Raw genomic sequence first — 23894 nt, forward strand, 5'->3', positions numbered from 1 at the left:
TATATTTTATTAGTTAATAGCAGTTCAGAAAAACTGTACTGTAAATTCATTTATAGTATTGAGATTGATTTTCATTATCATATTATTTAATTTAATTTAAAGGATTAGTTAATTACTAATTTATACAAAATGTTGTATTATTTAGGTAGTTTCTTATTGAGCAATGAAGGAAAATAATCTAAAAATAAAGAAATTAGTTAATTTTGGTCCATCCGGAAGAGCTGTTGCACAACCAATTGACAATAGTTTATTGGATAATATTTTTGAACATCTAACAATGGAAAGATATGCCAATGTTCAATATTTTTCCATATACCTCTGGTTTCAAGAACGAGATTTAAATGGATTTGCTTCTCATTTTCTAAGTGAATCAAAAGGTGAAATGGAACATGCACAGAAATTTGCAGATTACTTAATCGCAAGAGGACAAAGTGTAAAACTAGATGAAATTCCCGCACCAGTTCAAGATTGGGATTCAATAGAGGATCTAATTTCTTATTCTTTCAACATGGAGGCTGATTTAACTTCATCTCTGCAACAACTATATTCTATTTCAGAAAGAATTTCAGATACAAGAACAAACGTATTTTTAGATCCAATCATTGATGCTCAAACAAAATCAGAGGATGAATTCGCAAACATACTTGGTAAAGTAAAGTTTGCTTCTAATCAACCTTCTGCCATCTTATTAATAGATAGTGATTTAAAGAAAAAATAAATTACTTTCAAATTTATTTTCATTCAATGTCCTTTTCGTTAATTCAATAAGTAAAATAGAAAAGTTAATTTTCTCAGTATTATTTTTATTTAAAAGCTCAGCTATTTTATAAATCTCATTAACTCTTTTAAAAATATTTTTGTTTTCAGAGAATAACCTTCCCTTCAATGCTTTATTTTCTGTATTTTTGTAGGATTGCTTGATATTTCTGAGTCTATTTGATAGAACTTCAACTTCCATTAACAAGTTGTTAGTAATTGATTGTGATTCCTTCATATCTTTATAGCGGTGATGTTTCAATAAAAGAAGGAGCAACACTGACTGTTTGGGTTCCTATAGGAGCTATTAATAACTCAGATGATCTTAATTTAGAAATTAATCTTGTTGATGTTACTCGTGTAGAACCGATTAATTCACCAATCCTTTCATGAGTTAGCCTAAAAGGTAACTCACACCATTGACCACATCTTCTGCCCAGACGATTTACTAGTATTGAAAACAAAGCTTGTAATCGCTGTTCTGCATTTCCTAAGTGTCTAATCCTGAGAAGTTGTAAAGTCCATTCATTTACTGCGTCGAAACCAATATTCTCATCAATATTTACATTGCTGTGAAAAGACAAATCTGTTAGTGCTTCAACGCAGACACCTTCGCTACATAAAAGATCAGTTCTTAATTGATCTCCTGATTGTAAAAATGCGAGTGTCATTCCTTCAGTTTCTTCGCAAGGACAATAAACTCTTGCAATTCCACTTTCAACTTCTAGGCATGTGCCTTTTGGTCTTGATGAAGGGTCTATTAAAACGGATTGCCCAGTTATTATCCTTACTGACTTTGACGGAGATTCTCCATAAGCATGGAAATTCATTAAAAAACTGATAATGAGAATTATTATCAATTATGCACTATAAATTCACTTATTGCAATAGATTCTCATTATCATGCCATCTTTGAAGTTTTTCTTTACATAGTATTTAGGAATATAATTTAAGTAGAATGGTAAATTTTTTTTATTTTAGATGAGTGTAAAAAGAGTTTGTTTTAATTGCGGAAGTTCTTCATTCGTTTCCGACAGATCTTTAGGAGGTAAGATTGTTTGTTCTAAATGTGGATCTTCTTCATTTAAAAATAAATCCTCTTCATTTTTAAAAAGTAAAAAATTAGTATTTCTTGTTATTGCGATAGCTATATTTATAGTTGTTATTTAGATAATCTGTTTATATTCCAAACTCCATTATTATTAGTTACCTCTACTTGAATACCAAATAACTTATTAAGATTTTCACTATTTATAACCTTATTTTGATCTCCATCAGCGATTATTTTGCCTTCTTTTAGCATTATGACCCGGTCATAAATTTTTGTAATCGTTGAAATATCATGAGTGACGCATAAAATTTTAGTTTTTAATTTTGATAATTCATTAACTTTATCAATTACAAAAAACTTTGATTTATAATCTAAATTTGAAATTGGTTCATCTAAGATTAAGATTTCAGGCTTTTTGATTAATGCCCTTGCAATGAGGGAAATTTGTTTTTCTCCATCTGATAAATAGGAAAAATTCTTTTTAGATAAATTAGAAATATTCATTTTTTTGATGATTCTTTCAACCCTATAAGAATCTCTTTCAGATTTATTTTCTATGTAACAATATCTTCCATGTAGCCCACTTAAAATTAAATCAAAAACTTGTAAATTTGGATTTATTCTATTTTTTATATCATTATTTACGGTACTTATTTTATTTCTTAGTTCCCATAAATTTATAAGTTCTTTGTTAAATATCTTCAGTTTCGATTCACTAGCTACTACTGGATATATGTTCCTATTAATTATTTCAATTAGGGATGATTTCCCTGAACCATTTGGTCCAATTAATATTACATTTTCTGAATACGCTATCTTTAAATTTAAATCTTTAAATACTCTAAAGCCATTTTTAAAACAATTTATATTTTTTGCCTCAAACCAAAATTTATTAACCACTAAAACTTATTACTCCAGAATATAATCAATTGAATCGAACTTAAAATAAATATAAATAGATAAAGCCAATTCAACCATGAAGGTCTATTTACTTTCTTCATAAATTATATTATTAACATGAAAAATATAAGCGGAGCAGCAAATCTTACGATTGTTTTTCTAATAATATCTATATTATTTGCAATTTCTAACTTCTTTATCTCAGGAGGATATTTCAATATCACTTTGTCATATACATCAAGATTTTGGGTTTTGTTATTATTTTTCCATGGTTTATCATTATCTTCAGACCTCTTGTACCACTTCCAAAAATAATTTATTATTCTATCTTCTCCCAATAATTTTATTTCATCCTTACTAATAAATCCCATATCGTGATTATATGTTTGTGTTTTTAAAATCATATAATCCTCATCAAATATCTTATAAAAAATCTTTCTTTGAGTCTCTTTAAATAATAAGAGGTTATTAAGTAGTTTATTTTGTAGAAATTTCCTATAGTGTCTTACTATTACTCTTGCTTTGTTTTTTCCTAGAGGAATATGATCTAAAACTTGTAAATATCTTGATGAGGAAGGATCACCTTTGTAGATTAATATCCTTCCTGGAGGTATGTATTTTATCCGAATAAATTCTTTTGTAGGGTCATTCTTGTAATAATAAATACTTTCAATGTATTTGGGATTAATATTAATTTTCTGGTTAAAACTAACAAGTACGTTTTTATTCACATCTTTATCAGGAATTGTATCGCCATGAACCCAAAAGATATGAAGAATATCTAGGTGATTTTCAATAATCCTTGACCAATCACATTTAAAGTCAACTAATACCTCCTCAAAGACATAATCCTTATGTGCAAATCCATTTTCATATAATTCGTAGTTACTTACAGGTGTATCTTCATTTATGTTATTTAAATCAGTCTCAGATTTTTTAGAAAAATGTACAAAAATATATCCATTTTTTTCTGAGGTTTTGTATTGAGATAAATGAATTCTTTTAGCGTAGTTATCGTAGTTATTATCAACTATATGGCGACATGTTATTCTGTCGAGATTTTGGCAACTTCCTCCAGATGAAAACTTAGCTCCATGATATGGGCAGGTTATTACTCCACCTGATAATGTTCCTCCAAAAAAGGAGGCTCCTCGGTGTGGACAAATATTTTTAATACACCTTACGTTTTTATTTTCATCTCTATAAAGAACAAGCGGCTCATCATAGAGTGAAAAATAATAAAGCTTATTTTTTTTTAGTTCTTTAGAGGGACAAATTGCATACCAACCAAATAAACCTATATTTAATTCTTTTTGATTTTCTCTAATATCAAACGAGTCAATTTTTACTACCGTTCCTTTTTTAAATGGCTTAAGAACGGTATTAAAGTCTTTTGATTTAAAAAAATTAATTTGTCTGTTTTCCATAAATTAATTTCTTTTTTAAATGACTGTTTATCTTTCGGAACTATAACCCAAGTAAATAATCAATTTCTTATAAAAAGAAAATTCTCTATTATTTGTAGCAATAATTATGGATCTATCGAAAAATATTGAGTCTCTGTCGTATCTATGTATCTTTATTTCATGATTTTTGTATCTTTTGTGATTCTTTCAAATTTTTTATGTAATCAATAGCATCATCAATATTATTGTGGAAATTACATTGACCTAAATAACAACCTATAAATCTTAAAAATTTTCTCTTTCCACCACTAATTTCATATCTATGTATTGTTCCGCCATCTATAGGAGCATAAATAAGTTCTGGTAGTGCCATATTAATTTTGTATTTAATACTTAATAAAACAATAATTCATGTTCAAATACATTTCCATAGCTCAGTCCATATATTTAATAATTAATTTACTTATTTTGGGATAATTATTTATTGAATAACCATGTATTATTTGTTATCTATTAATTATTGATATGGATTTTTTTTATGTCGAAAGCATTTAGGCGTTTTTTAAAAAAACTACCAAAAAAAATTCAAACTATAAAATATTCATTTAGAGAGTTTTTATCTTCAAAAATATGAAATAGCTATTGTTGTTAATAAATTTTTTAATTTTTATATTTTTAATAAAACATGGTCGGCAGAGTTAAATTATAAACTATATTAAACTTGCAATTTATCAAATCTTATGATCATAAGAGTTTTTGCGATATTCATTTTTACTTTGCTTATTCTATTTAGTAGTCCAGTTTACTCATTAGATACTTCTTCTAAAACTCTTGAAAAGTATACTAAAAAGATTTCTAACAAGTTCACTAGAACTTACTGCAACACTACCAAATTCGGTATTTCTTATGAAGGAGCTTTGGCTTTTGCTATTGGTGAGACTAATAAGGAATTTAAAAATAATAAACTCAATAGTTTGATAGATTATTCTCTTCTAAAAAATTCAATAGTTAATGATTTAGAAAATAATTGTCAGGTTTATGATTTTGAAATTAGTAATTTAGAAAATTTAAAATTTAACTAGAAAAATGTAAATTGTTAAAGTTTTATTTTTTACCTATCCAATCATTAGGCTTCTCCATCATCCATTCGAAAACCCCCTTAGCATCAAGGTTTTTAGAGGCATAAACAAATAAAATTGGAAATATTAAAATTACTGTGCCAATAACTACTAACTCTATTTTACCGATCCCCATCTCAGTTACTGTTAAGGCAAAATAATGAATCATTATCGTTATTCCATTAAAATTTATATCTAAATAATTTACAAAAAATTTTAATTATTTCACTTCTTTATAAAAAAACTTAATTTTTTATAGTGAAATATTTGTATAAAGTACCTATTTTATTGAGTTAGACTTTTTAATAAATTTAATAATATACTTTTGTTAGATGGTTATGAATCATGGAATAATTTTTTTCACACCTGTTATTGCAGTATTGGTTGGATTTATAGTTTTTACAATTTTAAAAAAGAGGAAGAGATCAGCAAAAAGTATTTACAAATTAATAGATGATTTAGAAAAAAAATACATATATTAATCTTTTTTTTAGTAAAAAAGATTAATCAAATTCTATACCAACTTCTTCTTTTAAATCTCTCTCCAAATCTGGTAGATGGGGTTCAACCCAATGATCTTTGTTATCAATACCAGCTGCATTTACATAATTCATAATGTGTTGATCCACTTGCTTGTAAAGATCATGCAAATTTAAATCCATACGAATATCATGTGCTATTTCAGAGACTTGTTGTTCTGTTAGACAATGATCAGGATGGAGTAAATCACAACATGGAATTCTCTTCTCAATCAATTCATTTAAATTGATTTTTATTTCGTAATCTTGATGTACAGTCATTGATTTTATATCTTTTTTATTATTCTAATTATGTTTACGGTTTTGTATATCTTTAGTCAAGAAACAAAGTTCTTTAGTACCAATGCAGTAACTTTAGATAAATAGATCTTCCAAATCTTTATACAAATCATCATTCTCTTTTTGGTTTTCTGAAGTGCTGTGGTGATCTATAGAAAGTTCTTTTTTTGAGCTGTAGAAAAGATATCCAAGGGCTCCTAGAAGTAAGGTTGCTGGTAAGATCATTAGTATTTTATTGACTTATAACGAATATAGTGCAACACTTATGACAGTCAAGTGCTGAACTTTAATTAATTTTTAAATGCCTACCAAGAAAAAAAGAGTTGGTTTTATTCCTAGAGATGATGTTATGAGAATAATTGATAAGTTGAGCATAGAGAACAATCTAAGTAACTCTAAAATAATAAGTATTTTGGTGGAAGAAGCACTTTCTATAAGAGGTATATTTAATAGAAAAGATGGTAAAGCAATTCAAACACATCAGCTAAATAATGATAATAAAAAAGGGTTATCTGATAATTCTGATGTCTTTATAGATAATCAAAAATACTCAATTAATAATAACTTAGGAAATAATTTAATTCCTAGTAAATCAACCCATTTAAATGAGGAGAATCAGGAGAATCAGGAGGCTTTTGACTTGCAAACTTATAAAAAGTTTTTATCATTCTTAAAATTTCAGGAAATGTTGGATAAATATAATACTTAAAAAGGTGTTGCTAAGTGATACACTGTGCGTTAGGTTTAATATGTATTTATAGGAGATTCGCAAATTAAAATTATTTTTCAACATTTCAAAAACTTAAATTCAATTAATCTGTAAAATATTTATTCCTATGAATTCATCTCTCCCAGTTCTATCTGTAAATCTACTCCCTCCAGACAAGCTATATTGTAATTTTAGTTATTGGAGCACTTTGTTCTCTCAGGATATGCAAATTTTATGGGATAGAGCGCATGGGGTACCTTTAGAAAAACTGCCAAAAGGAGTTTCTGATATGATTTTTCCTTATTTATTGCTTGCACTCTCAGACTATAAGACATCGCAAATAAATAAGATGGATGGAATAGGATTAGACAATCTATTAAGCCTTTGGTTTGATAAGTACTTATTAAATAAAAATGGTTACTTCGAGCTAATTAAAAAATAATATTTAAAAATTAGCTATTAATATAGAAATTTATTGCTATAAAATTTATTACGTTTGAAAAGATTTTTAAAGTGATTCTTTCCTAATTTGCACATCAATAAATAGTCTTGCTATAAATATATTAAAGTTTTGATGATGCATTCTTTAAATTTCTTTTTAGCAAATATGTGTAAAATTTTTTGATAAAAAAAAATCAGGAGCGATATAAAATTAAGAAAAGCGAGATAAATGAAATTTAATTCTAAAACTCTAAGCTTGATATTAAATCTGTTATTTTTTTTATTTATATTTATTATTTAATTTTTTAGTCTTTATTAATTTACAAAAAATTCAAAAATTAATGTTCAATTTTGGTTGACTTTTATTGTTAATGCGATGATAATGGCAAAAATAAATTTTTAGTTGTGAAACTTTTTTCAGATACTTTTGATGATTTTGTTGATGATCTTCTTTTATCCGACGTTAATTTGTTAAAAGGGGAACTTGATTTTCTTCTTATGCAACATTTATTTAATTCTATAGATTTGAAGCTTATAAATAATAATGAAACTATAGATGCCGAATCATTGGCTGCTTAATTTTTATGAAATTTTTTTATGAAAAGTTTTGGGTACCAGTTTTTGGTCATATCTTATCTAAATTTGTTTTTTTAATAGAAGGTAAAAAGCAGGACTCTAAAAATAAAAAAAAATAAATTAATTACTTTTTTTCTACATTAAGTATTTTTAAATACACAATCTATGTGAATATATTTTGATAACAACAAAAGTAGTGCTTTAATTTTACGAACATATGCATGGTTGAAATATAACTAAATTGCTTTTTAGCAAATTAAAATGAACAAAAATATTATGTTGAAGCCATATACAGTGCATTACCGTGATTTTCAAAATATAAGATTAGAAAATTGTTTTTATGCTTCTGATGCTTACGAGGCTAGAACACTAGCAATGGAATTTAATAAGTATATTAATGAACATCCAAACAGTATTGACCTTATAAGATGCGAACAATGAATAAAAGTTTTTATTAATCAAGAATAATTTTTTTAAACACTTAAGAATTTATCTATAACTGCTTGGCTCAACTCACTAGTATTTCCGCTGGCAACAATACCTCCTCGTTGCATCGCATAATATCTATTGGCTTGTCTTACAAAATGCAAGTGTTGTTCAACTAATAAAACACCAATTCCCGTATCTTTAATTATCTGATTGATTGCATTTTCTATGTCTAAAACTATATTTGGCTGAATACCTTCTGTTGGTTCGTCAAGTAATAGTAGTTTAGGTTTGCCTAGTAATGCTCTAGCAATAGCTAGTTGCTGTTGTTGTCCACCACTGAGATCGCCTCCTTTCCTTTGTAGAAAATCTTTTAAAATTGGGAAGAGATCATAAATAAATGGATCTATTTTCTTATTCTTAGATAATCCACCTGGCAGCGACTCCATTCCTAGCATAAGATTCTCTTCAACTGATAGGTATGGAATAATTTCTCTCCCTTGAGGAACGTAAGCCATTCCTTTCCTCGCCCTCTGATGAGGTGCTTTTCTATTGATATTTTCGCCAATCAAATAAATATCGCCTTTTTTTTGTCTTAACAAACCAATAAGTGATTTCAATAAAGTTGTCTTGCCAACTCCATTTCTTCCAATCAAACAAACCATTTCTCCTGTTTGAACATTTAAATCTACATCTCTGAGAATATGACTTTCGCCATAATATGTATTCAATGACTTGATTTCCAGTAAGTTTTTCATAACTAATTCTCCGGCCTTCCTAGATAAACATCAATAACTTTTTGATCCTTTTGTATAGTTTCCATTGTCCCCTCGCATAATACTGTGCCTTGATTTAATACTGAAACATTACTATCAAGTCTTCTTATAAATTCCATATCGTGATCTATTACCACTACGGTATTTTCTCCTGATAATGATTTTAATAAATCAGCAGTAAGATCAGTTTCTTCATCAGTTAAACCAGCAACAGGTTCATCAACTAACATTAAATCTGGCTTCTGTCCTACTAACATGGCTATCTCGAGCCATTGTTTTTGACCATGTGATAAAGAACCAGCTTTAGAATCAACTTTTTGAGCTAAATTGACAATCTTCATAAGACGTTCAATCTCATTAAGCTGCTCATCCTTAATATTTTTATTTATAAGGTTTAAGGGACTTTTAGGTGTTGACACTGATATTTCAAGGTTTTCTTGTACTGTTAGATTTTCAAAGATTCTTGGACTTTGGAACTTTCTTCCCACTCCAAGTCGAGCAATCTTATGTTCCTTTCTACCTAGTAAAGATTTTCCTTTAAAAATTACTTCACCTTTTGTTGGCTTAACCTTTCCAGTTATTACATCAAGAAATGTGGTTTTACCTGCCCCGTTGGGTCCTATTACAGCTCTTAATTCACCTTTCTTTAAATTTAAATTAAGTTTGTTGAGAGCTAAAAAACCCTCGAAACTAACAGTAATATCTATTAAATTCAGAAGAACTTTATTATTCATTATTCCCCTCCTTATTGTTAATTTCTAAGCTTGGATAGGTTTCAATCTTCCTTTTTAAACCAAATCTTTGAAGAAGATTCCTAGGACCATCTCCTTGAATCCATCCTAAAACTCCTTCTGGCAGAGCTGTTACAACTAAGATAAATAACCCTCCTTGGATAAACATCCAGCTAGCAGGTAAAGCTTCACTTACTAGACTTTTTGCGTAGTTGATGAAAACTGCTCCTAGTATTGCTCCCAATAAAGTTCCTCTACCTCCAACAGCAACCCATATAACCATTTCTATAGAAAAGGGAACTGTCATAAATTGAGGAGATACTATTCCAGACTGAACAGTATATAAAGCTCCCGAAATCCCAGCGAGACCTCCAGCAATAGAAAATACTATCGTCTTGAATATAACTGGGTTATATCCTGTAAACCTAACTCTTGGTTCATCATCTCGTATTCCTATAAGAATATTTCCAAATCTTCCTCTGACTACCCACTTTGCAAAAAACCATGCAGCTATTACTAGTATGGCTGTTATCCAAAAGAATATTCTTTGCATGGACTCAGAACCTACCATCTGACCAAATAGTTGTGTTACATCTGTTTTTAATCCATTTGTTCCATTTATAAGTTTTTGTTGTCCATTAAAGAAGTTAAAGAACACAAGAAGAGAAGCTTGAGTAAGTATAGAAAAATAAACCCCTTTGATTCGATTCCTGAAAACTAGAAATCCAATTAAACCCGCAACCAATGCTGGAATTATCCAGATAGCGAAGAAGGTGAAAATTGGCGATTTAAACGGTTCCCAGAAAAAAGGCAATTTTTCAACACCATATAAAGCAAAAAATTCAGGAATATTATTTGGGAATTCAGAAGAGCTTGTTATTTGCAAAAACATTGCTGCGCAATATCCACCTAATGCAAAAAATATACCTTGTCCAAGACTTAGTAAACCTGTATATCCCCAGATAAGATCTACACCAAGAGCAACTATTGACAAAGATAAGTATCTACCAAGAAGATTTAGTCTAAATACAGGGAGTAAGGTTGGAGCTGCAATAATTAGAGCTAATAATATTATCCAGAATGACAATACTATTCTTTTATCAAATTTAAATTTACTTTGAGACATTAGTTTTCCACCATCCTGCCTTTTTGTGGAAATAAACCTGTTGGTTTAAATTGCAAGAATATAACTATTAGTGCAAATATCATTACTCTTGCCATACTTGTTGTGGCAAAAAAGTTGATTGTGTTTGAGAGTGGTAAAGGCATATCAGGCCATATTGATAAGAGCCTTCCAGCTCCAATTAAATCCGTCATTATTCCTATTCCAAAGGAAGCAAGTACTGTACCTAATAAATTACCCACTCCTCCAAGTACTACAACCATAAAACAACCTACTATATAATTTCCGCCAACATTTGGTCCTACAGAACCTAATAGTGACACTGCTACTCCAGCAACTCCTGCTAAGCCAGATCCTATCCCGAAAGTGATTATATCCACTTTTTCAGTAGATATACCAAGGCAGTCACTCATTTGTCTGTTCTGAGTAACTGCTCTAATACGCATCCCCCAAGCACTTTGGTTTAGAAATAATGTTATTGCTATTACAGAGATAAGTGTAATTACAATTATCATTAATCTTGTTTTAGGAAATGCAGTTCCTAAAATTTCTACTTGACCTCTCATCCATGAAGGAGCTGTTACATCAACATTACGAGCACTCGCTCTACTTAGTTTGCTTACTGTGGATGAAATAACGCCACCGGTAAGAACCCCTGTTAAAGCAGCTAATATCCAAGAACTAAATTTAAAATATTTAAAATTTATTGATTCTTTTATTTTTGGAGGAAACGTTGTTGGTAAAAATAAACCAACTATAAGACTTATAACTAGACCGGTCCCATAAGCCAATGGCACACTTCTGACAAATTGTTGAAGAATTAAGCTAACTCCCCAAGTGGCGAGAAGAGTTTCTAGTGGACTTCCATAAAGCTTCCTTATTATAGTTTTTTCCAGAAGAATGCCTACAACTCCACTAACAATAAAAGCAAGGAAAATTGAAACTATTATGTATGAATTGTAGAAGGGCTTTAATACAGGTAATTTGAAAATTAATTGTGTAACGTATGTTGTGTAAGCTCCAAGCATCATAAGTTCTCCATGGGCAAGATTAATAACACCCATAAGACCGAATACAATCGCTAGACCTAATGCAGCAACAAGTAGTACAGATCCGATCGCAACACCATTAAAAAGACTGTCGAGAAGTAACTCCAATTTGAAAAAGAAAATATTTGTTTATATAAAATAAAAGGAGGTGTTAACCTCCTTTTATTTTGAAGCATAGGTTTTAATTAAATTAAAGCTTATACTTTTCTCCTTTTGAAGGATCTGTCCAATCGCATGCAAATCCTTTTGAGCTTGGATGCTTTTGGTTCCATGCTTGAGGTAGAACAACTCCTGTCTCTTCAAGAATTGTAAAGCCACCTTCTGCATTAATCTCTCCGATTCTCACAGTTTGAGATAAGTGATGGTTTGGCATAACTTCAACTGGACCTTGTGGGGCATCAAACTTTTGTCCAACTAGGGCTTCCCTTACTGCGTTGTCGTCGAAAGTTCCAGCATCTTCAACTGCTTGTTTCCATAAGTAAACCATGTTGTAAGCAGATTCTTGAGGATCAGCTACAACACGATCTGCTCCCCATCTTTTCTTGAAACTTTTAGCAAATTTCTTTGATGCAGGAGTATCAATTGACATCATGTAGTTCCAAGCACCATAGTGACCTTCAAGGAACTCAGGTCCAATTGTACTAATCTCTTCTTCAGCAATTGAATAGTTCATTACGTAGTAGCCACTCGAAGGTGTGATACCAGCGTCTTGAATCTGTTTGAAGAATGCAACGTTTTGGTCACCATTAAGTGTATTAATGATTATTCCACCTTCAGGAAGCGCCTTTTTGATTTTTGAGATAATTGGAGCAACTTCAGTATTTCCTAATGGAAGGTAATCTTCTCCAACAACTTTGCCGCCTAACTGTTTTACCTGGGCTTTTGTGATTGTATTTGAAGTTCTTGGGAAAACATAATCAGAACCTACAAGGAAGAAATCTCCACCAGCTGCGGGAGAACGCTTATACATGAAATCTGTAGCAGGTTCCGATTGTTGGTTTGGTGTGGCTCCTGTATAAAAAATGTTATTAGAACATTCTTGGGCTTCATATTGAATCGGGTAGTAGAGGAACGCATCTTTTGATTCGTAGACAGGTAACATTGCCTTTCTACTTGCAGATGTCCATCCACCAAATACGACAGGAACTCCGTCTTGGTCTATAAGTTTCTTTGATTTTTCAGCAAAGGTAGGCCAGTCAGATGCACCATCTTCAACTATGTATTCTATTTTGTAGCTTTTGCCGCCAACTTTAACGCCACCAGCAGCATTTATCTCTTCAATAGCCATTTTTTCTGTATCAACAAGAGTTGATTCAGAGATAGCCATTGTTCCGGATAACGAATGCAAAATACCAACGGTTACTGTGTCATCGAAACTTCCGGAGGTTCCGCCTCCACCACACGAAGTTGCGGTGACTGCAAGTGAGGCAGTAGCTAAACCTGCCAAAATACGCCTTGAAATTCTCATGAATTAGGATAAATTAAGTAATTGACCCTCATTAGGGGGATAAAATAAAAGTTATTAACGAGTGAGGATTAGTTTTGTATCAGTCGTAACTTTTTGTTGAATCCAATATATTAGTAATGAACATTTTTCTAGTTTCTATTGTTGGGTATATGTGATTCTAAAAATTGAGTTATTTCTTCAACTCCTATGCCGATACTTAGGTTGGTAAAAAACCAAGGTTTCCCTTTTCGCATAAATTCAGTATCACTTTTCATAATATTTAAATCTGCACCAACTTTATCTGCTAGGTCAATTTTGTTTATTAATAATAAATCCGATCTTGTTATCCCTGGTCCCCCTTTTCTAGGAATTTTGTCTCCGGCAGATACATCAATTACATATATTGATAAATCTACAAGTTCTGGACTAAAACTAGATGCTAGATTATCACCTCCACTTTCTACAAAAACAAAATCTAAAGGATTATATTTATTTTCTAAATCTAAAACTGCATTTTTATTTAATGAACAATCTTCTCTTATCGCGGTATGAGGACAACCTCCTGTTTCCACTCCAATAATCCTTCCTTCCTCTAAAACCTTTTTATTTATAAGAAAGTTAGCATCTTCTTTCGTGAAGATATCATTTGTGACAATTGCTATCTCATAATTTTTTTTCAGGCTTAAGCATAGAGTCTCTACTAATGCAGTTTTTCCTGAACCTACAGGCCCAGCAACCCCTACTCTCAATTTGCTGCTCATAGATTAATTTCTAAAAAGTTTTGTATAAAGGTCATTATGATTTTGTTGTGCCATAGCTAAACCTACATTGCCAAAATAGAGGTCATCAATTTCTTTGTCCATAATTTCTTTAGAAACTTTTGAAATTATTGCTAATAAGTCTCTCTGAATTAATTGTGCTTTTGTTGACCCAATAGGAATAATTCTTAACGCAGCACTAAGTTGATTTGCACTCCATGCATAGAAAAAATTCTCAACCATTTCTAATTTGGTAATTTCAAAACAATAACAAGCCCAACTCCATGCTAACGACCAGGAGCTTTTTTTATCATTTTCATATAGATATTCAAATCCAAATTCTTTGGTTAAATCGAAGAGAGATTTTGCCATTTGAATTTGTTGTTCTCTCATTTCGAGAGAGTCCTTTGATGAGAGGATCCATTTATCCAAACTCATTAGCTTTTGTAAATTACCTTTTAAATTTTTGCGATCGTTTATCTGATTGAAAATATCAAAAAAATCTAGTAAAAGCCTTGCATCTAGTCTTATCTGACCAATTTCTAGTTCACTTATGATTAATTCTTTTACCGAATTAGAATCTGTTAAATTTTTATTATGAAGAAAACTCTCCATTCCCTCCGAATAACAAAATCCTCCAACTGGTAAGTTAGGACTTATTAATAAATATTTTAATAAGTGACTTTTACTCATGACTATGGGCACCTCTTTCCGGAAAAAACTTTTTTTTCGTATTTTTTATATTAACTTTAAAATTAAGAAGCATATTTTTAATAACATAATCACTTTTTGTTAGAAGAATGCCTTCTTCGATTTCTAGTTCTACGTGCCTATTTCCAAGATGGTAAGCAGTTTTAATAAGTTCAATTTTAGAATTTGAACTTATTTCAATTAAATTTTCTTTTTTGGCAACTATCTCTACATAAAAGTTGGACTTATTAGTTGAAAGAATATCTCCATCATTTAATTTGCCCTCTCTAGGTAATTGTAAAATTATTTCTTGATCACAATCAGTTAATCTTTTTCCTCGTAGTATTCTTCTTTCATCTGAACTTAGGGTAAGTTTTAAAAATGAACCTAATTTCGGTTTTTCCTTAATCCAATCAGTTACAACAATTTGTTTATTCATTCTCATAATCAAAATTTTTGGTTACTTTAATTTAGTAATTAAAGAAAACAATTTATGATTAAAACTTCTTGGGAAGGTAATTGTTTCTTAAATTTTTTCAATAATAAAGCAAGTTTAGGAAATGTTGATAAAACAATCTTTAAATCTAAATCAACTTCTCCTTACAAGTTATTAAAGTCTACTCATGACCAGGAAGGTAGGTGCATTTTACCTGTTCTTCATACTGCAGGGGGATTGGTTGGCGGAGATTCACTTGAGTTTGAGGTAAATCTTGAAAAAAACTCTAAGGTATTGTTGACTACTTCTTCAGCTCAGAAAGTATATGGATCAGTTGGAATATCTAAAATCAATCCAAAAGGAACTTTTTCAAAGCAAAAAAATCTCATAAAAATTCTTGATAATTCTCATTTGGAATATCTCCCTCAAGAGACAATTATCTTTGCAAATGGTTTATATGAACAAAAGTTTAAAGTATCTATTTCAGAAACTTCAAGTTTTTTATTTACTGATTTAATAAGACTTGGAAGATCTTCTTCTGGAGAATCTATTGAGAGTGGAGTTTTTAGGTCTAAATTAGAAATTATGAGAAATAATGATTTATATGATGATTGGGAATATGTTGATCAAATTGAATTATCAAAGGAAAGTTATGCGGCCAAGTCAGGTATGGATTACATGCCTGTTTTTGGATCTTTAATTTGGGTTTGCGAAAAAGATTTTTCTGCGTCAAAAATAAATAATCTTGTGGGAAATATAAAAAAGATTTTCAATGAAACTGATAATAATTTATCTATTGGAATCCTTGAAAATGGAATCTCTGTAAGATTCTTGGGGAGTTCTTCTCAAGAAGCTAGGAAATGTTTTTTTTGTATTTGGAAACAAATTAGGTCTGTTAGTGGATTTTGTGAGCCAAAATATCAAGGTGTATGGCCTTTACAAGATTCTATGAATTATTAATTATGTTCAGAAAGAACCTTTTTTAAGAATTTATAGATTAATTTTTTATTATGCATCTTTCACCTCAAGAAAAGGATAAATTATTGATTTTTTCTGCTGCACTCTTAGCTGAAAGAAGGCTTAGTCGAGGTCTTAAGCTTAATTATCCTGAAACAGTTGCTTTTTTGAGTTTTCAAGTTCTTGAAGGAGCACGAGATGGAAAAAGTGTAAGTCAATTAATGTCAGAGGGAACTACCTGGCTTTCAAAATCACAAGTTATGGAGGGCATTCCTGAAATGGTCGATGAAGTCCAAATAGAAGCAGTTTTCCCTGATGGGACAAAGTTAGTTACTATCCACAATCCAATTAACTAGTTATGAGTAATTTAATTCCTGGCGAAATAATTCCCGAACAAGGTGAAATCGAATTAAATCTTGGTAAGGAAGTTAAAACAGTAAAAGTTTCTAATTCTGGAGATAGACCTGTCCAAATTGGATCTCATTATCATTTTTTTGAAGCTAATAAGGCTTTAATTTTTGATCGAGAATTAACACTTGGCATGCGTCTTGACATTCCTGCGGGAACAGCAATTAGATTTGAACCTGGAGACACAACTGATGTCAAATTAGTTCCATATAAAGGTTTAAGAATTGCATATGGTTTTAATTCATTGGTTAACGGTTCTTTAGATACTTAAAATTATGTCCTATAAAATTGACAGAAATACTTATGCGCAAACTTTCGGACCCACTACCGGAGATAGAGTAAGGCTTGCTGACACTGAACTTTTTATAGAAGTAGAAAAGGATTTAACAACATACGGGGATGAAGTTAAATTCGGAGGAGGTAAAGTTATTCGAGATGGGATGGGACAGTCTCAAGTAAGAAGAGCTGATGGAGCTGTAGATACGGTAATAACTAATGCTTTGATAGTAGATTGGTGGGGAATAATTAAGGCTGATGTAGGTATAAAAGATGGAATGATTTTTGAAATTGGTAAGGCTGGTAATCCTGATATCCAGGACAATGTTGATATTGTTATTGGTGCATCTACAGAAGTAATAGCTGGAGAGGGGCATATTCTTACTGCAGGTTCAATAGATACCCATATTCACTTTATCTGTCCCCAACAAATTGAGACAGCACTAGCCTCAGGAATTACAACTATGTTGGGAGGAGGAACTGGGCCTGCAACTGGCACAAATGCCACTACTTGTACTCCAGGTTCTTTTCATATTTCAAGAATGCTCCAATCTGCAGAAGCATTTCCCATGAATTTAGGTTTTTTTGGAAAAGGAAACTCAACAAATGAGACCAATCTTATTGATCAAGTTGAAGCTGGTGCATGTGGATTGAAGCTTCATGAGGATTGGGGAACGACTCCATCTACAATAAATTCTTGTCTTAATGTTGCAGATAAGTTTGACGTACAAGTTTGTATTCATACTGATACTTTGAATGAGGCAGGCTTTGTTGAAGATACTATTAACGCAATTGCAGGAAGAACTATTCATACCTTTCATACAGAAGGAGCAGGTGGAGGTCATGCGCCAGACATTATTAAAATTTGTGGAGAAAAAAATGTTCTTCCAAGTAGTACTAATCCAACAAGACCCTATACCAGGAATACATTAGAAGAACATCTTGACATGTTAATGGTCTGTCATCATTTAGATTCTAAAATCCCGGAAGACATTGCTTTTGCTGAATCAAGGATCAGAAGAGAGACTATCGCAGCTGAGGATATCTTGCATGATATGGGTGCTTTCTCAATTATTGCTAGTGATTCTCAAGCCATGGGAAGAGTTGGTGAAGTAATTACAAGAACTTTTCAAACCGCTCATAAAATGAAAGTTCAAAGGGGGCCGCTATCGCAGGATTCTGATATAAACGATAATTACAGAGTAAAGAGATATATTTCAAAAGTCACAATTAATCCTGCAATAGCTCATGGTATTGATAAACATGTTGGGTCTATAGAAAAGGGTAAAATTGCGGATTTGGCATTGTGGAAACCATCCTTTTTTGCGGTAAAGCCTGAATTAGTTGTTAAAGGAGGATCTATCGTTTGGTCCCAGATGGGTGATGCAAATGCTTCAATTCCTACTCCAGGTCCTGTACATGGTCGACCTATGTTTGCAAGTTTCGGCCAATCTCTTATTAAGAGTTCTTTTACCTTTTTAAGTAAAAATTCAATTGATCAAAATATTCCAAATAAATTAGGCTTACAAAAGAAATGTATTGCTGTAGAAAATACAAGAAATATCAATAAATCACACTTAAAACTTAATAGTAAACTTCCAAATATTTCAGTTGATCCTCAAACTTATGAAGTTTTTTCTGATGGGGAACTTCTTACTTGTGAACCCCTTGATGAAGTTCCAATGGCTCAAAGGTACTTTTTACTTTAGAAGTTTTTAATTAATTCTTTTTTAGTTGTTTTTATATCTTGTGACCCAGCAATTGCCAAATCTTCTTGCAGTTTGTCCTCACAAGATAGAACTCTTGACCAACTTGGTAACTGCTGTGTCGTAGGGCAAGCTAAGTAATCTTCTGTAGCCGGTCTCAATAACTTCGCAAATTTTTGTACTGATAGCTCTTCTTCATGCCTATCGTACGGAATTTGATTAACTGCTGAATCTAGTCCAAATTGTTTTACCCGATCTTCCCCAACTCTTTTGTAAAGAACTTCTAATGTTGCTAGTTGAGTACTCGTTAAAGTCTCTGCTTGATGCTCCATGAGACCTCTTAAAACACTTGAAAGTATTTCTTTACACATTTTTTGTAATCCTTCTTTAGAAGAATCGCCAATATTCTTATGTTTATGATCAAACAAACCTAGGTCAACTTGGGCTATTTTTGAAGTTCTTACGTTTCTATAAACCTCTGATAATAAACCTATCTCTAAACCCCAGTCACAAGGAATTCGTAAATTCATAGCAAGATCTTTAGTGAAAGCAAACTCACCTGCTAATGGATATCTAAATGATTGAAGATATTGTAAAAAGGGACCCTTCCCTACTAATTGCTCAAGACTTGCTAATAAGGGACCCACAAATAATCTTGTTGCTCTTCCTTGTAATTGATTTGTCTCTAAAGATAACCTGCTGTAAAAAGCTTTTACATATGATATTCCATATGATTCATCCAGAAGTGGAAGTATCATTCTTGAAGGATACAAAGAACTAAAAGTTCTTATGTCAGCATCAAAAAGAGCAACAACTTCTGATTTTCTTGTCGCAACTCCTATCCCCTGCCAGACAGCCCATCCTTTACCTGGAGTTCCTAAAAGTTCTAACCCATTTTTTTCTTGGCTTTTTAATAGTTCTATTACAGAGGGAGAATTTGTCCATTGAACATGAACTGGGAATGGCATTGAGTCAAAAAACGATTTTGCTGCGTTAACTTGCTCAACAGTTTTTGCAGAAAGAGCAATAACTAATTCATTTAAGCCTGTAAGGTCTTTTAAAACTTCTCTTATGTCTTTTAGTGCTGGACGCTCAAACTCTTCATATAAGCAAGGTATTAAAATGCTAGTTGATCTTTTTTTAAGACTTTTGTTTAATTCTTTAAGTAAATTTCTTGTGACTCCATATTCATGTATTGTTGTGATTAACCCTTGTTGAAAGTCCATTTTCTAATTGATGTGCAGAATAGTATTAATACTTCGTTGATTTTTTCAAAGTGAAGCAAATTGATTCAGAGAAAAAAATAGATAGATTAAAAATTGATAAATTGCTAAAAACAATTTATTCAAATAATACTACAGAAGAAATTAATTTTATTTCAAATCAATTATTACAGATTTTAGATGATTTCTCAGAGAAATCTGCTTATGAAGAAAAAAGAGACAAGGAAAGGTGGAATGAATCTCATTCGGTTTTGATAACTTATGCAGATAGTATTTATAAAAATGGCGAGGCAACATTAACAACTCTTAATAAGTTTTTAAGTAAACATTTTGGCAGTCTTTCTAAAGTTGTACATATTCTTCCTTTTTTGAAATCCACAAGTGATGGAGGTTTTGCCGTCTCAAGTTATGATTCCTTAGAAGAAAAATTTGGTGGTTGGGATGATCTCAAAAGTATTTCTAAAAATCATGATTTGATGGCTGATTTAGTACTAAACCATGTTTCGTCATCTCATCCATGGGTTCAACAATTTATTAAATACCAAGAACCGGGTATATCAAATGTTTTTTCACCAAAACAAAATCTTGACTGGTCAAATGTAGTTAGACCAAGAAGTTCCTCCTTGTTTTCTCAAATAAATACTGAAGATGGCCCTAAGCAAGTTTGGACAACTTTTGGTCCAGATCAAATTGATTTGAATTGGCACAATCCAAAAATGACTATTGAGTTCTTAAATTTAATTATTACTTATTTATCTAATGGAATTAAATGGTTAAGGCTTGATGCTGTAGGTTTTATTTGGAAGGAATCAGGGACAACATGCTTACATTTGCCGAAAGCACATTCAATCGTGAAACTCTTGAGAGTTCTTTTAAATAATCTTCTTGATGAGGGAGTTTTAATAACTGAAACTAATGTTCCCCAGAAGGAAAATCTATCTTATCTGATTCCTGATGATGAGGCCCATATGGCATACAATTTCCCATTGCCTCCCCTTCTCCTAGAGGCAATTATTACTTCAAGAGCTGATATTCTAAACTCATGGATTTTTGATTGGCCCATACTACCTAAAGAAACTACTTTATTTAATTTCACTGCATCGCACGATGGTGTTGGGCTAAGAGCTCTTGAGGGTTTAATGAATGAACAGAGAATTAAAGATTTATTAATTAATTGTGAGAAAAGAGGTGGATTAGTAAGTCATAGACGTTTATCAAATGGTGATGATAAGCCTTATGAATTAAATATTAGTTGGTGGAGTGCAATGGAAGACTCCAGTAGAGATGCTAAAAGATTTCAATATGAGAGATTTATTTTGAGTCAATTATTAGTAATGGCTCTAAAAGGGGTTCCTGCATTTTATTTGCCAGCATTATTAGCTTCAGAAAATGATATAAAGAGTTTTTCTTTGACAGGTCAAAGAAGAGACCTTAATAGAGAAAAGTTTAAATCAGAAAATCTTTTAGCGGTTTTAAATAATCCTGAATCTAATGCTAATAAAAACTTAAAATGTCTTCGTAATGCAATGGATGTCAGATCAAAATTAAAGCAATTTCACCCTTGTTCAGAAATGAAATGTTTGTCTAAAGGTAGAAGTGATATTGTTGTAATCAAACGAGGTAATGGTCCTGAGTCGGTTTTTGCAATCCATAATATGACTGAAAATAAAATTAACTATCAACTGAATGATAATGATTTACCAAAAATAATTGATAACGATTTCAATACCCATGATTTTTTATCATCCATTAAATATAATCGCAAAAATATTAGTCTTGATCCTTTTCAAGTAATTTGGCTTAGTGCTTTATAAAAATGATAGAAAATTCTTCTATTTGGGTAGTAAGTGACGTAGATGGTACTTTAATGGATCACTCATATGATTTATCACCGGCTAAAGAAACTATTAAAAAACTACAAAAATTATCTATACCCGTAATTCTTTGTACAAGCAAAACCGCTTCTGAAGTAAAAGTTATTAGAAAGGAACTTAACTTGACGGATCCTTATATTGTTGAAAATGGTGCAGCAATATATGGTGAATCTCTTAAAAGAGTAAATGGAGAAATTATTCTTGGAATAAAATATGAATCTCTTGAAGAAATCTTAAATTTTATTTCTAATGAAATCGATTATATACTTACGCCTCTTAATAATCTCACTGATCAAGAAGCCACTCAGCTTACAGGTTTAGAGGGTAACTCATTGAACTTAATGCGTGATAGGCACTGGAGCATGCCTTTTTTAAATCCGCCAAGTTACTTAGAAGAGAAAATTAATATCTGTTGTAAAAAATTTAATGTTGATATTTTTAAGGGAAATAGAATGAGTCACTTATTATCTACAAAATCGAACAAAGGTAAAGCAATAAATGCACTTAAAGAATATTCAAATGTTCAAAATATTGAAATTATAGGTTTAGGCGATTCTCCAAATGATTTGCCTCTACTTTTAAACTCAGATATTAAGATTGTTATTCCTGGAATAAATGGACCTAACTTAAATTTACTAGATCAATTAAAAGATTTTGAATTTACTTTAGCTTCTGAACCAAATGGATATGGTTGGAAAAATGAAATCAATAAAATGATAAATAAGCTAGAACTAAGTTAGAATGATGAAAGATTTAGATATCAATTTTCCTCTTGATAAGTTTGAAAAATTAATTATTGATATTGGTTGGGAATCCTTGGATGATTGGTTCAATTTTTGGAATAATAAAAGAAACATCCTTTCAATTGATCAATATTGGAACAATAAAGTAAATGATGACTGGATTTGGGGTTTAGCATTACCTCTTTTATCTCAGGCTTATAAATTTCAAAATAATTTTTCTGATAGAAAAATTATTGGAATCTCAGCTTTACCTGGGACAGGTAAAACAACTCTAGGTAAATGGCTCGAAACTATATCATTAAAATTAAACTTCAAAATTGCAGTTATTTCAATTGACGACTTTTATCTTCCATCAAATGAAATGAAATTAGCAATTAAGAATAACCCTTGGAATGTTGCAAGAGGGTTCCCTGGAAGTCACTCAGTAAATTTAATGCATGAAAAATTATTAAATTGGAAGATGAATGGGGAATTAAATGTACCAGTTTTCGATAAATCTTTAAGAAATGGATTAGGAGATAGATCTCATTGGAGATTAGAAAATCCTGATTTATTAATTCTTGAAGGATGGTTTTTGGGAGTAAAACCTTTTTCTGATGACATAACTGATCAACTCATAAATACAAAAAATTTGAGTCTTCATGAATCATCTTATATTTTAAAAATTCAAAATAACCTAAACGAATATTCAGATATTTGGACTTTAATAGACAATATTTGGCACTTAAAGCCCTTGAAGATTGAATATATGAATACATGGAAAACAAATCAGGAAAAAGAAATGTTTTTACAGAAAGGTAATGCTCTTAAAGATGAAAAATTATCTAATTTCTTGAGAATGCTTAATGTCTCAATTCCTCATAAAAGTTTTGATGTTATAAAATCATACGCGCTTTTATTAATTGATCAAGAAAGAAATTTAGTTGAGGCTGGATTGAATTTGTAGAATTTTCAAGATTTCTTTTTTTCAGTAATTTTTTATACATTTTTTTAAGCTATTAATAGTGTTTAATTATTAATATTTTGTTGTTTAGGGATGGTTGAGTTTTCTTACAAAAATGAAGGCTGTAGGATGGTTGTATTGAGATGTATTGGTCCATCAAATTTTTTCTTAGAGAGAGTTTTATTTCCAACTGACATTCTTACTTTTATGGCTCCAAATGATTCAAGAGTTGAAATCTGGGGAAATGAATTATATGGCCCTAAGTTGGAGGAGAGAATAAGAATTTCGGCTGATAACGAAGATTCAACTTTAGTGGCATAGAACAGTTATTCTCTAATTGTCTTCGAGTCAAAATTTTTTACAAATACCTAAATTTTATTGATATTATCTAACTAGTTTTAGTTTTTTAGATGTACTATTTTTCTTCCTTTGCAATAGGAGGCTTCGTGCCTTCTGCAGCTGTCGCTGGAGTTTTAATTTTAGTTGGTTTAGGAGCGTTCTTTTATCTTGGTATTAAAGGACCTACAGATTATTAAACATCAGCTAATGAGCA

33 protein-coding genes are annotated in these 23894 nt (G+C 31.0%); 16 read left to right on the forward strand and 17 right to left on the reverse strand.

Going from position 1 to position 23894, the window contains the following annotated elements; all coding sequences use genetic code 11:
• The first annotated feature begins 163 nt into the window (after window positions 1–163).
• The gene (locus SIB45_RS07055) at window positions 164–718 is read left to right on the forward strand and encodes a ferritin (RefSeq protein WP_011862837.1); all 555 of its coding nucleotides are present in this window, start codon (window positions 164–166) and stop codon (window positions 716–718) included.
• Here SIB45_RS07055 and SIB45_RS07060 read toward each other — a convergent pair.
• Window positions 704–994 (reverse strand): hypothetical protein, encoded by a 291-nt coding sequence (locus SIB45_RS07060; protein WP_041484681.1) that lies wholly within the window; start codon window positions 992–994, stop codon window positions 704–706. The two genes, SIB45_RS07055 and SIB45_RS07060, sit on opposite strands and share 15 nt — an antisense overlap.
• A 4-nt stretch (window positions 995–998) precedes the next feature.
• The gene (locus SIB45_RS07065) at window positions 999–1586 is read right to left on the reverse strand and encodes a Crp/Fnr family transcriptional regulator (protein WP_011862839.1); all 588 of its coding nucleotides are present in this window, start codon (window positions 1584–1586) and stop codon (window positions 999–1001) included.
• Window positions 1587–1737: 151 nt separating this feature from the next.
• Between SIB45_RS07065 and SIB45_RS07070 the strand changes: the two genes are divergently transcribed.
• Window positions 1738–1926 (forward strand): hypothetical protein, encoded by a 189-nt coding sequence (locus SIB45_RS07070; RefSeq protein WP_041484682.1) that lies wholly within the window; start codon window positions 1738–1740, stop codon window positions 1924–1926.
• On the opposite strand, the gene SIB45_RS07075 is transcribed toward SIB45_RS07070, so the two are convergent.
• The 3 genes from SIB45_RS07075 to SIB45_RS07085 form a co-directional block, all read right to left on the reverse strand.
• The gene (locus SIB45_RS07075) at window positions 1919–2707 is read right to left on the reverse strand and encodes an ABC transporter ATP-binding protein (RefSeq protein ID WP_011862840.1); all 789 of its coding nucleotides are present in this window, start codon (window positions 2705–2707) and stop codon (window positions 1919–1921) included. The genes SIB45_RS07070 and SIB45_RS07075 overlap by 8 nt on opposite strands.
• Before the next feature lie 104 nt (window positions 2708–2811).
• Window positions 2812–4134 carry a Rieske (2Fe-2S) protein gene (locus SIB45_RS07080; protein ID WP_011862841.1) on the reverse strand — a complete coding sequence of 441 codons (1323 nt, stop codon included), beginning with the start codon at window positions 4132–4134 and terminating at the stop codon, window positions 2812–2814.
• Between the two features lie 157 nt (window positions 4135–4291).
• Window positions 4292–4486 carry a hypothetical protein gene (locus SIB45_RS07085; RefSeq protein ID WP_011862843.1) on the reverse strand — a complete coding sequence of 65 codons (195 nt, stop codon included), beginning with the start codon at window positions 4484–4486 and terminating at the stop codon, window positions 4292–4294.
• 367 nt (window positions 4487–4853) lie between these two features.
• Here SIB45_RS07085 and SIB45_RS07090 point away from each other — a divergent pair, with 367 nt between their 5' ends.
• Window positions 4854–5195 carry a hypothetical protein gene (locus SIB45_RS07090; protein ID WP_011862844.1) on the forward strand — a complete coding sequence of 114 codons (342 nt, stop codon included), beginning with the start codon at window positions 4854–4856 and terminating at the stop codon, window positions 5193–5195.
• Window positions 5196–5217: 22 nt separating this feature from the next.
• Here SIB45_RS07090 and SIB45_RS07095 read toward each other — a convergent pair whose 3' ends face one another.
• The 3 genes from SIB45_RS07095 to SIB45_RS07105 all read right to left on the reverse strand — a co-directional run bounded on the left by SIB45_RS07095 (window position 5218) and on the right by SIB45_RS07105 (window position 6274).
• Window positions 5218–5400, reverse strand: a complete 183-nt coding sequence (locus SIB45_RS07095; protein ID WP_011862845.1) for a hypothetical protein — start codon at window positions 5398–5400, stop codon at window positions 5218–5220.
• A gap of 334 nt (window positions 5401–5734) precedes the next feature.
• A complete protein-coding gene (locus SIB45_RS07100; RefSeq protein ID WP_011862847.1) occupies window positions 5735–6031 on the reverse strand; it encodes a hypothetical protein in 297 nt (98 codons plus the stop codon).
• A 93-nt stretch (window positions 6032–6124) separates the two neighbouring features.
• Complete coding sequence (locus tag SIB45_RS07105; RefSeq protein ID WP_011862848.1) at window positions 6125–6274, reverse strand: hypothetical protein; 150 nt, start codon at window positions 6272–6274, stop codon at window positions 6125–6127.
• A 76-nt stretch (window positions 6275–6350) separates the two neighbouring features.
• Here SIB45_RS07105 and SIB45_RS07110 point away from each other — a divergent pair, with 76 nt between their 5' ends.
• The 4 genes from SIB45_RS07110 to SIB45_RS07125 all read left to right on the forward strand — a co-directional run bounded on the left by SIB45_RS07110 (window position 6351) and on the right by SIB45_RS07125 (window position 8216).
• Window positions 6351–6758, forward strand: coding sequence for a hypothetical protein (locus tag SIB45_RS07110; RefSeq protein WP_011862849.1), 408 nt, complete (start codon window positions 6351–6353; stop codon window positions 6756–6758).
• A 127-nt stretch (window positions 6759–6885) separates the two neighbouring features.
• The gene (locus SIB45_RS07115; protein ID WP_011862850.1) at window positions 6886–7200 is read left to right on the forward strand and encodes a hypothetical protein; all 315 of its coding nucleotides are present in this window, start codon (window positions 6886–6888) and stop codon (window positions 7198–7200) included.
• A gap of 404 nt (window positions 7201–7604) precedes the next feature.
• Window positions 7605–7778 (forward strand): hypothetical protein, encoded by a 174-nt coding sequence (locus tag SIB45_RS07120; protein WP_011862851.1) that lies wholly within the window; start codon window positions 7605–7607, stop codon window positions 7776–7778.
• Between the two features lie 258 nt (window positions 7779–8036).
• The gene (locus SIB45_RS07125) at window positions 8037–8216 is read left to right on the forward strand and encodes a hypothetical protein (protein ID WP_011862853.1); all 180 of its coding nucleotides are present in this window, start codon (window positions 8037–8039) and stop codon (window positions 8214–8216) included.
• Between the two features lie 32 nt (window positions 8217–8248).
• On the opposite strand, the gene urtE is transcribed toward SIB45_RS07125, so the two are convergent.
• The 8 genes from urtE to ureE form a co-directional block, all read right to left on the reverse strand.
• Window positions 8249–8959 (reverse strand): urea ABC transporter ATP-binding subunit UrtE, encoded by a 711-nt coding sequence (urtE, locus tag SIB45_RS07130; protein ID WP_011862854.1) that lies wholly within the window; start codon window positions 8957–8959, stop codon window positions 8249–8251.
• 2 nt (window positions 8960–8961) lie between these two features.
• Window positions 8962–9711 (reverse strand): urea ABC transporter ATP-binding protein UrtD, encoded by a 750-nt coding sequence (gene urtD, locus SIB45_RS07135; protein WP_011862855.1) that lies wholly within the window; start codon window positions 9709–9711, stop codon window positions 8962–8964.
• Entirely contained in the window at window positions 9704–10834 is a 1131-nt protein-coding gene (urtC, locus tag SIB45_RS07140; protein WP_011862856.1) for an urea ABC transporter permease subunit UrtC, read from the reverse strand. Before urtC ends, urtD begins: the two co-directional genes overlap by 8 nt.
• A complete protein-coding gene (gene urtB, locus SIB45_RS07145; protein ID WP_011862857.1) occupies window positions 10834–11988 on the reverse strand; it encodes an urea ABC transporter permease subunit UrtB in 1155 nt (384 codons plus the stop codon). Before urtB ends, urtC begins: the two co-directional genes overlap by 1 nt.
• 82 nt (window positions 11989–12070) lie before the next feature.
• A complete protein-coding gene (gene urtA / locus SIB45_RS07150; RefSeq protein ID WP_011862858.1) occupies window positions 12071–13348 on the reverse strand; it encodes an urea ABC transporter substrate-binding protein in 1278 nt (425 codons plus the stop codon).
• Window positions 13349–13476: 128 nt separating this feature from the next.
• Entirely contained in the window at window positions 13477–14088 is a 612-nt protein-coding gene (gene ureG, locus SIB45_RS07155) for an urease accessory protein UreG (protein ID WP_011862859.1), read from the reverse strand.
• 3 nt (window positions 14089–14091) lie between these two features.
• Entirely contained in the window at window positions 14092–14778 is a 687-nt protein-coding gene (locus tag SIB45_RS07160) for an urease accessory protein UreF (RefSeq protein WP_011862860.1), read from the reverse strand.
• Window positions 14771–15220, reverse strand: a complete 450-nt coding sequence (gene ureE / locus SIB45_RS07165) for an urease accessory protein UreE (protein ID WP_011862861.1) — start codon at window positions 15218–15220, stop codon at window positions 14771–14773. The genes SIB45_RS07160 and ureE overlap by 8 nt, the downstream gene beginning before the upstream one ends.
• A 48-nt stretch (window positions 15221–15268) precedes the next feature.
• On the opposite strand from ureE, the gene SIB45_RS07170 reads away from it, so the two are divergent.
• Genes SIB45_RS07170 through ureC form a run of 4 tightly spaced genes read left to right on the forward strand, consistent with a single transcriptional unit; the run spans window position 15269 to window position 18561 of the window.
• Window positions 15269–16171, forward strand: a complete 903-nt coding sequence (locus SIB45_RS07170) for an urease accessory protein UreD (protein WP_011862862.1) — start codon at window positions 15269–15271, stop codon at window positions 16169–16171.
• Between the two features lie 50 nt (window positions 16172–16221).
• Complete coding sequence (locus tag SIB45_RS07175; RefSeq protein ID WP_011862863.1) at window positions 16222–16524, forward strand: urease subunit gamma; 303 nt, start codon at window positions 16222–16224, stop codon at window positions 16522–16524.
• A gap of 2 nt (window positions 16525–16526) precedes the next feature.
• Complete coding sequence (locus SIB45_RS07180; RefSeq protein WP_011862864.1) at window positions 16527–16847, forward strand: urease subunit beta; 321 nt, start codon at window positions 16527–16529, stop codon at window positions 16845–16847.
• 4 nt (window positions 16848–16851) lie between these two features.
• A complete protein-coding gene (gene ureC / locus SIB45_RS07185; protein WP_011862865.1) occupies window positions 16852–18561 on the forward strand; it encodes an urease subunit alpha in 1710 nt (569 codons plus the stop codon).
• Here ureC and SIB45_RS07190 read toward each other — a convergent pair.
• A complete protein-coding gene (locus SIB45_RS07190) occupies window positions 18558–19784 on the reverse strand; it encodes a glycosyl transferase (RefSeq protein ID WP_011862866.1) in 1227 nt (408 codons plus the stop codon). The two genes, ureC and SIB45_RS07190, sit on opposite strands and share 4 nt — an antisense overlap.
• Window positions 19785–19834: 50 nt before the next feature.
• Here SIB45_RS07190 and SIB45_RS07195 point away from each other — a divergent pair, with 50 nt between their 5' ends.
• The 5 genes from SIB45_RS07195 (at window position 19835) to SIB45_RS07215 (ending at window position 23877) form a co-directional block, all read left to right on the forward strand.
• The gene (locus tag SIB45_RS07195; RefSeq protein WP_011862867.1) at window positions 19835–21595 is read left to right on the forward strand and encodes a sugar phosphorylase; all 1761 of its coding nucleotides are present in this window, start codon (window positions 19835–19837) and stop codon (window positions 21593–21595) included.
• 2 nt (window positions 21596–21597) lie between these two features.
• The gene (gene yedP / locus SIB45_RS07200; protein ID WP_011862868.1) at window positions 21598–22395 is read left to right on the forward strand and encodes a mannosyl-3-phosphoglycerate phosphatase-related protein YedP; all 798 of its coding nucleotides are present in this window, start codon (window positions 21598–21600) and stop codon (window positions 22393–22395) included.
• Between the two features lie 4 nt (window positions 22396–22399).
• Complete coding sequence (locus SIB45_RS07205) at window positions 22400–23344, forward strand: kinase (protein WP_041484757.1); 945 nt, start codon at window positions 22400–22402, stop codon at window positions 23342–23344.
• Window positions 23345–23434: 90 nt separating this feature from the next.
• Window positions 23435–23662, forward strand: coding sequence for a DUF1830 domain-containing protein (locus SIB45_RS07210; protein ID WP_011862870.1), 228 nt, complete (start codon window positions 23435–23437; stop codon window positions 23660–23662).
• An 89-nt stretch (window positions 23663–23751) separates the two neighbouring features.
• Complete coding sequence (locus SIB45_RS07215) at window positions 23752–23877, forward strand: hypothetical protein (RefSeq protein ID WP_011862871.1); 126 nt, start codon at window positions 23752–23754, stop codon at window positions 23875–23877.
• Window positions 23878–23894 lie beyond the last annotated feature (17 nt).

The sequence above is a fragment of the Prochlorococcus sp. MIT 1304 genome (assembly GCF_047305015.1).
Taxonomy (GTDB): domain Bacteria; phylum Cyanobacteriota; class Cyanobacteriia; order PCC-6307; family Cyanobiaceae; genus Prochlorococcus_A; species Prochlorococcus_A marinus_E.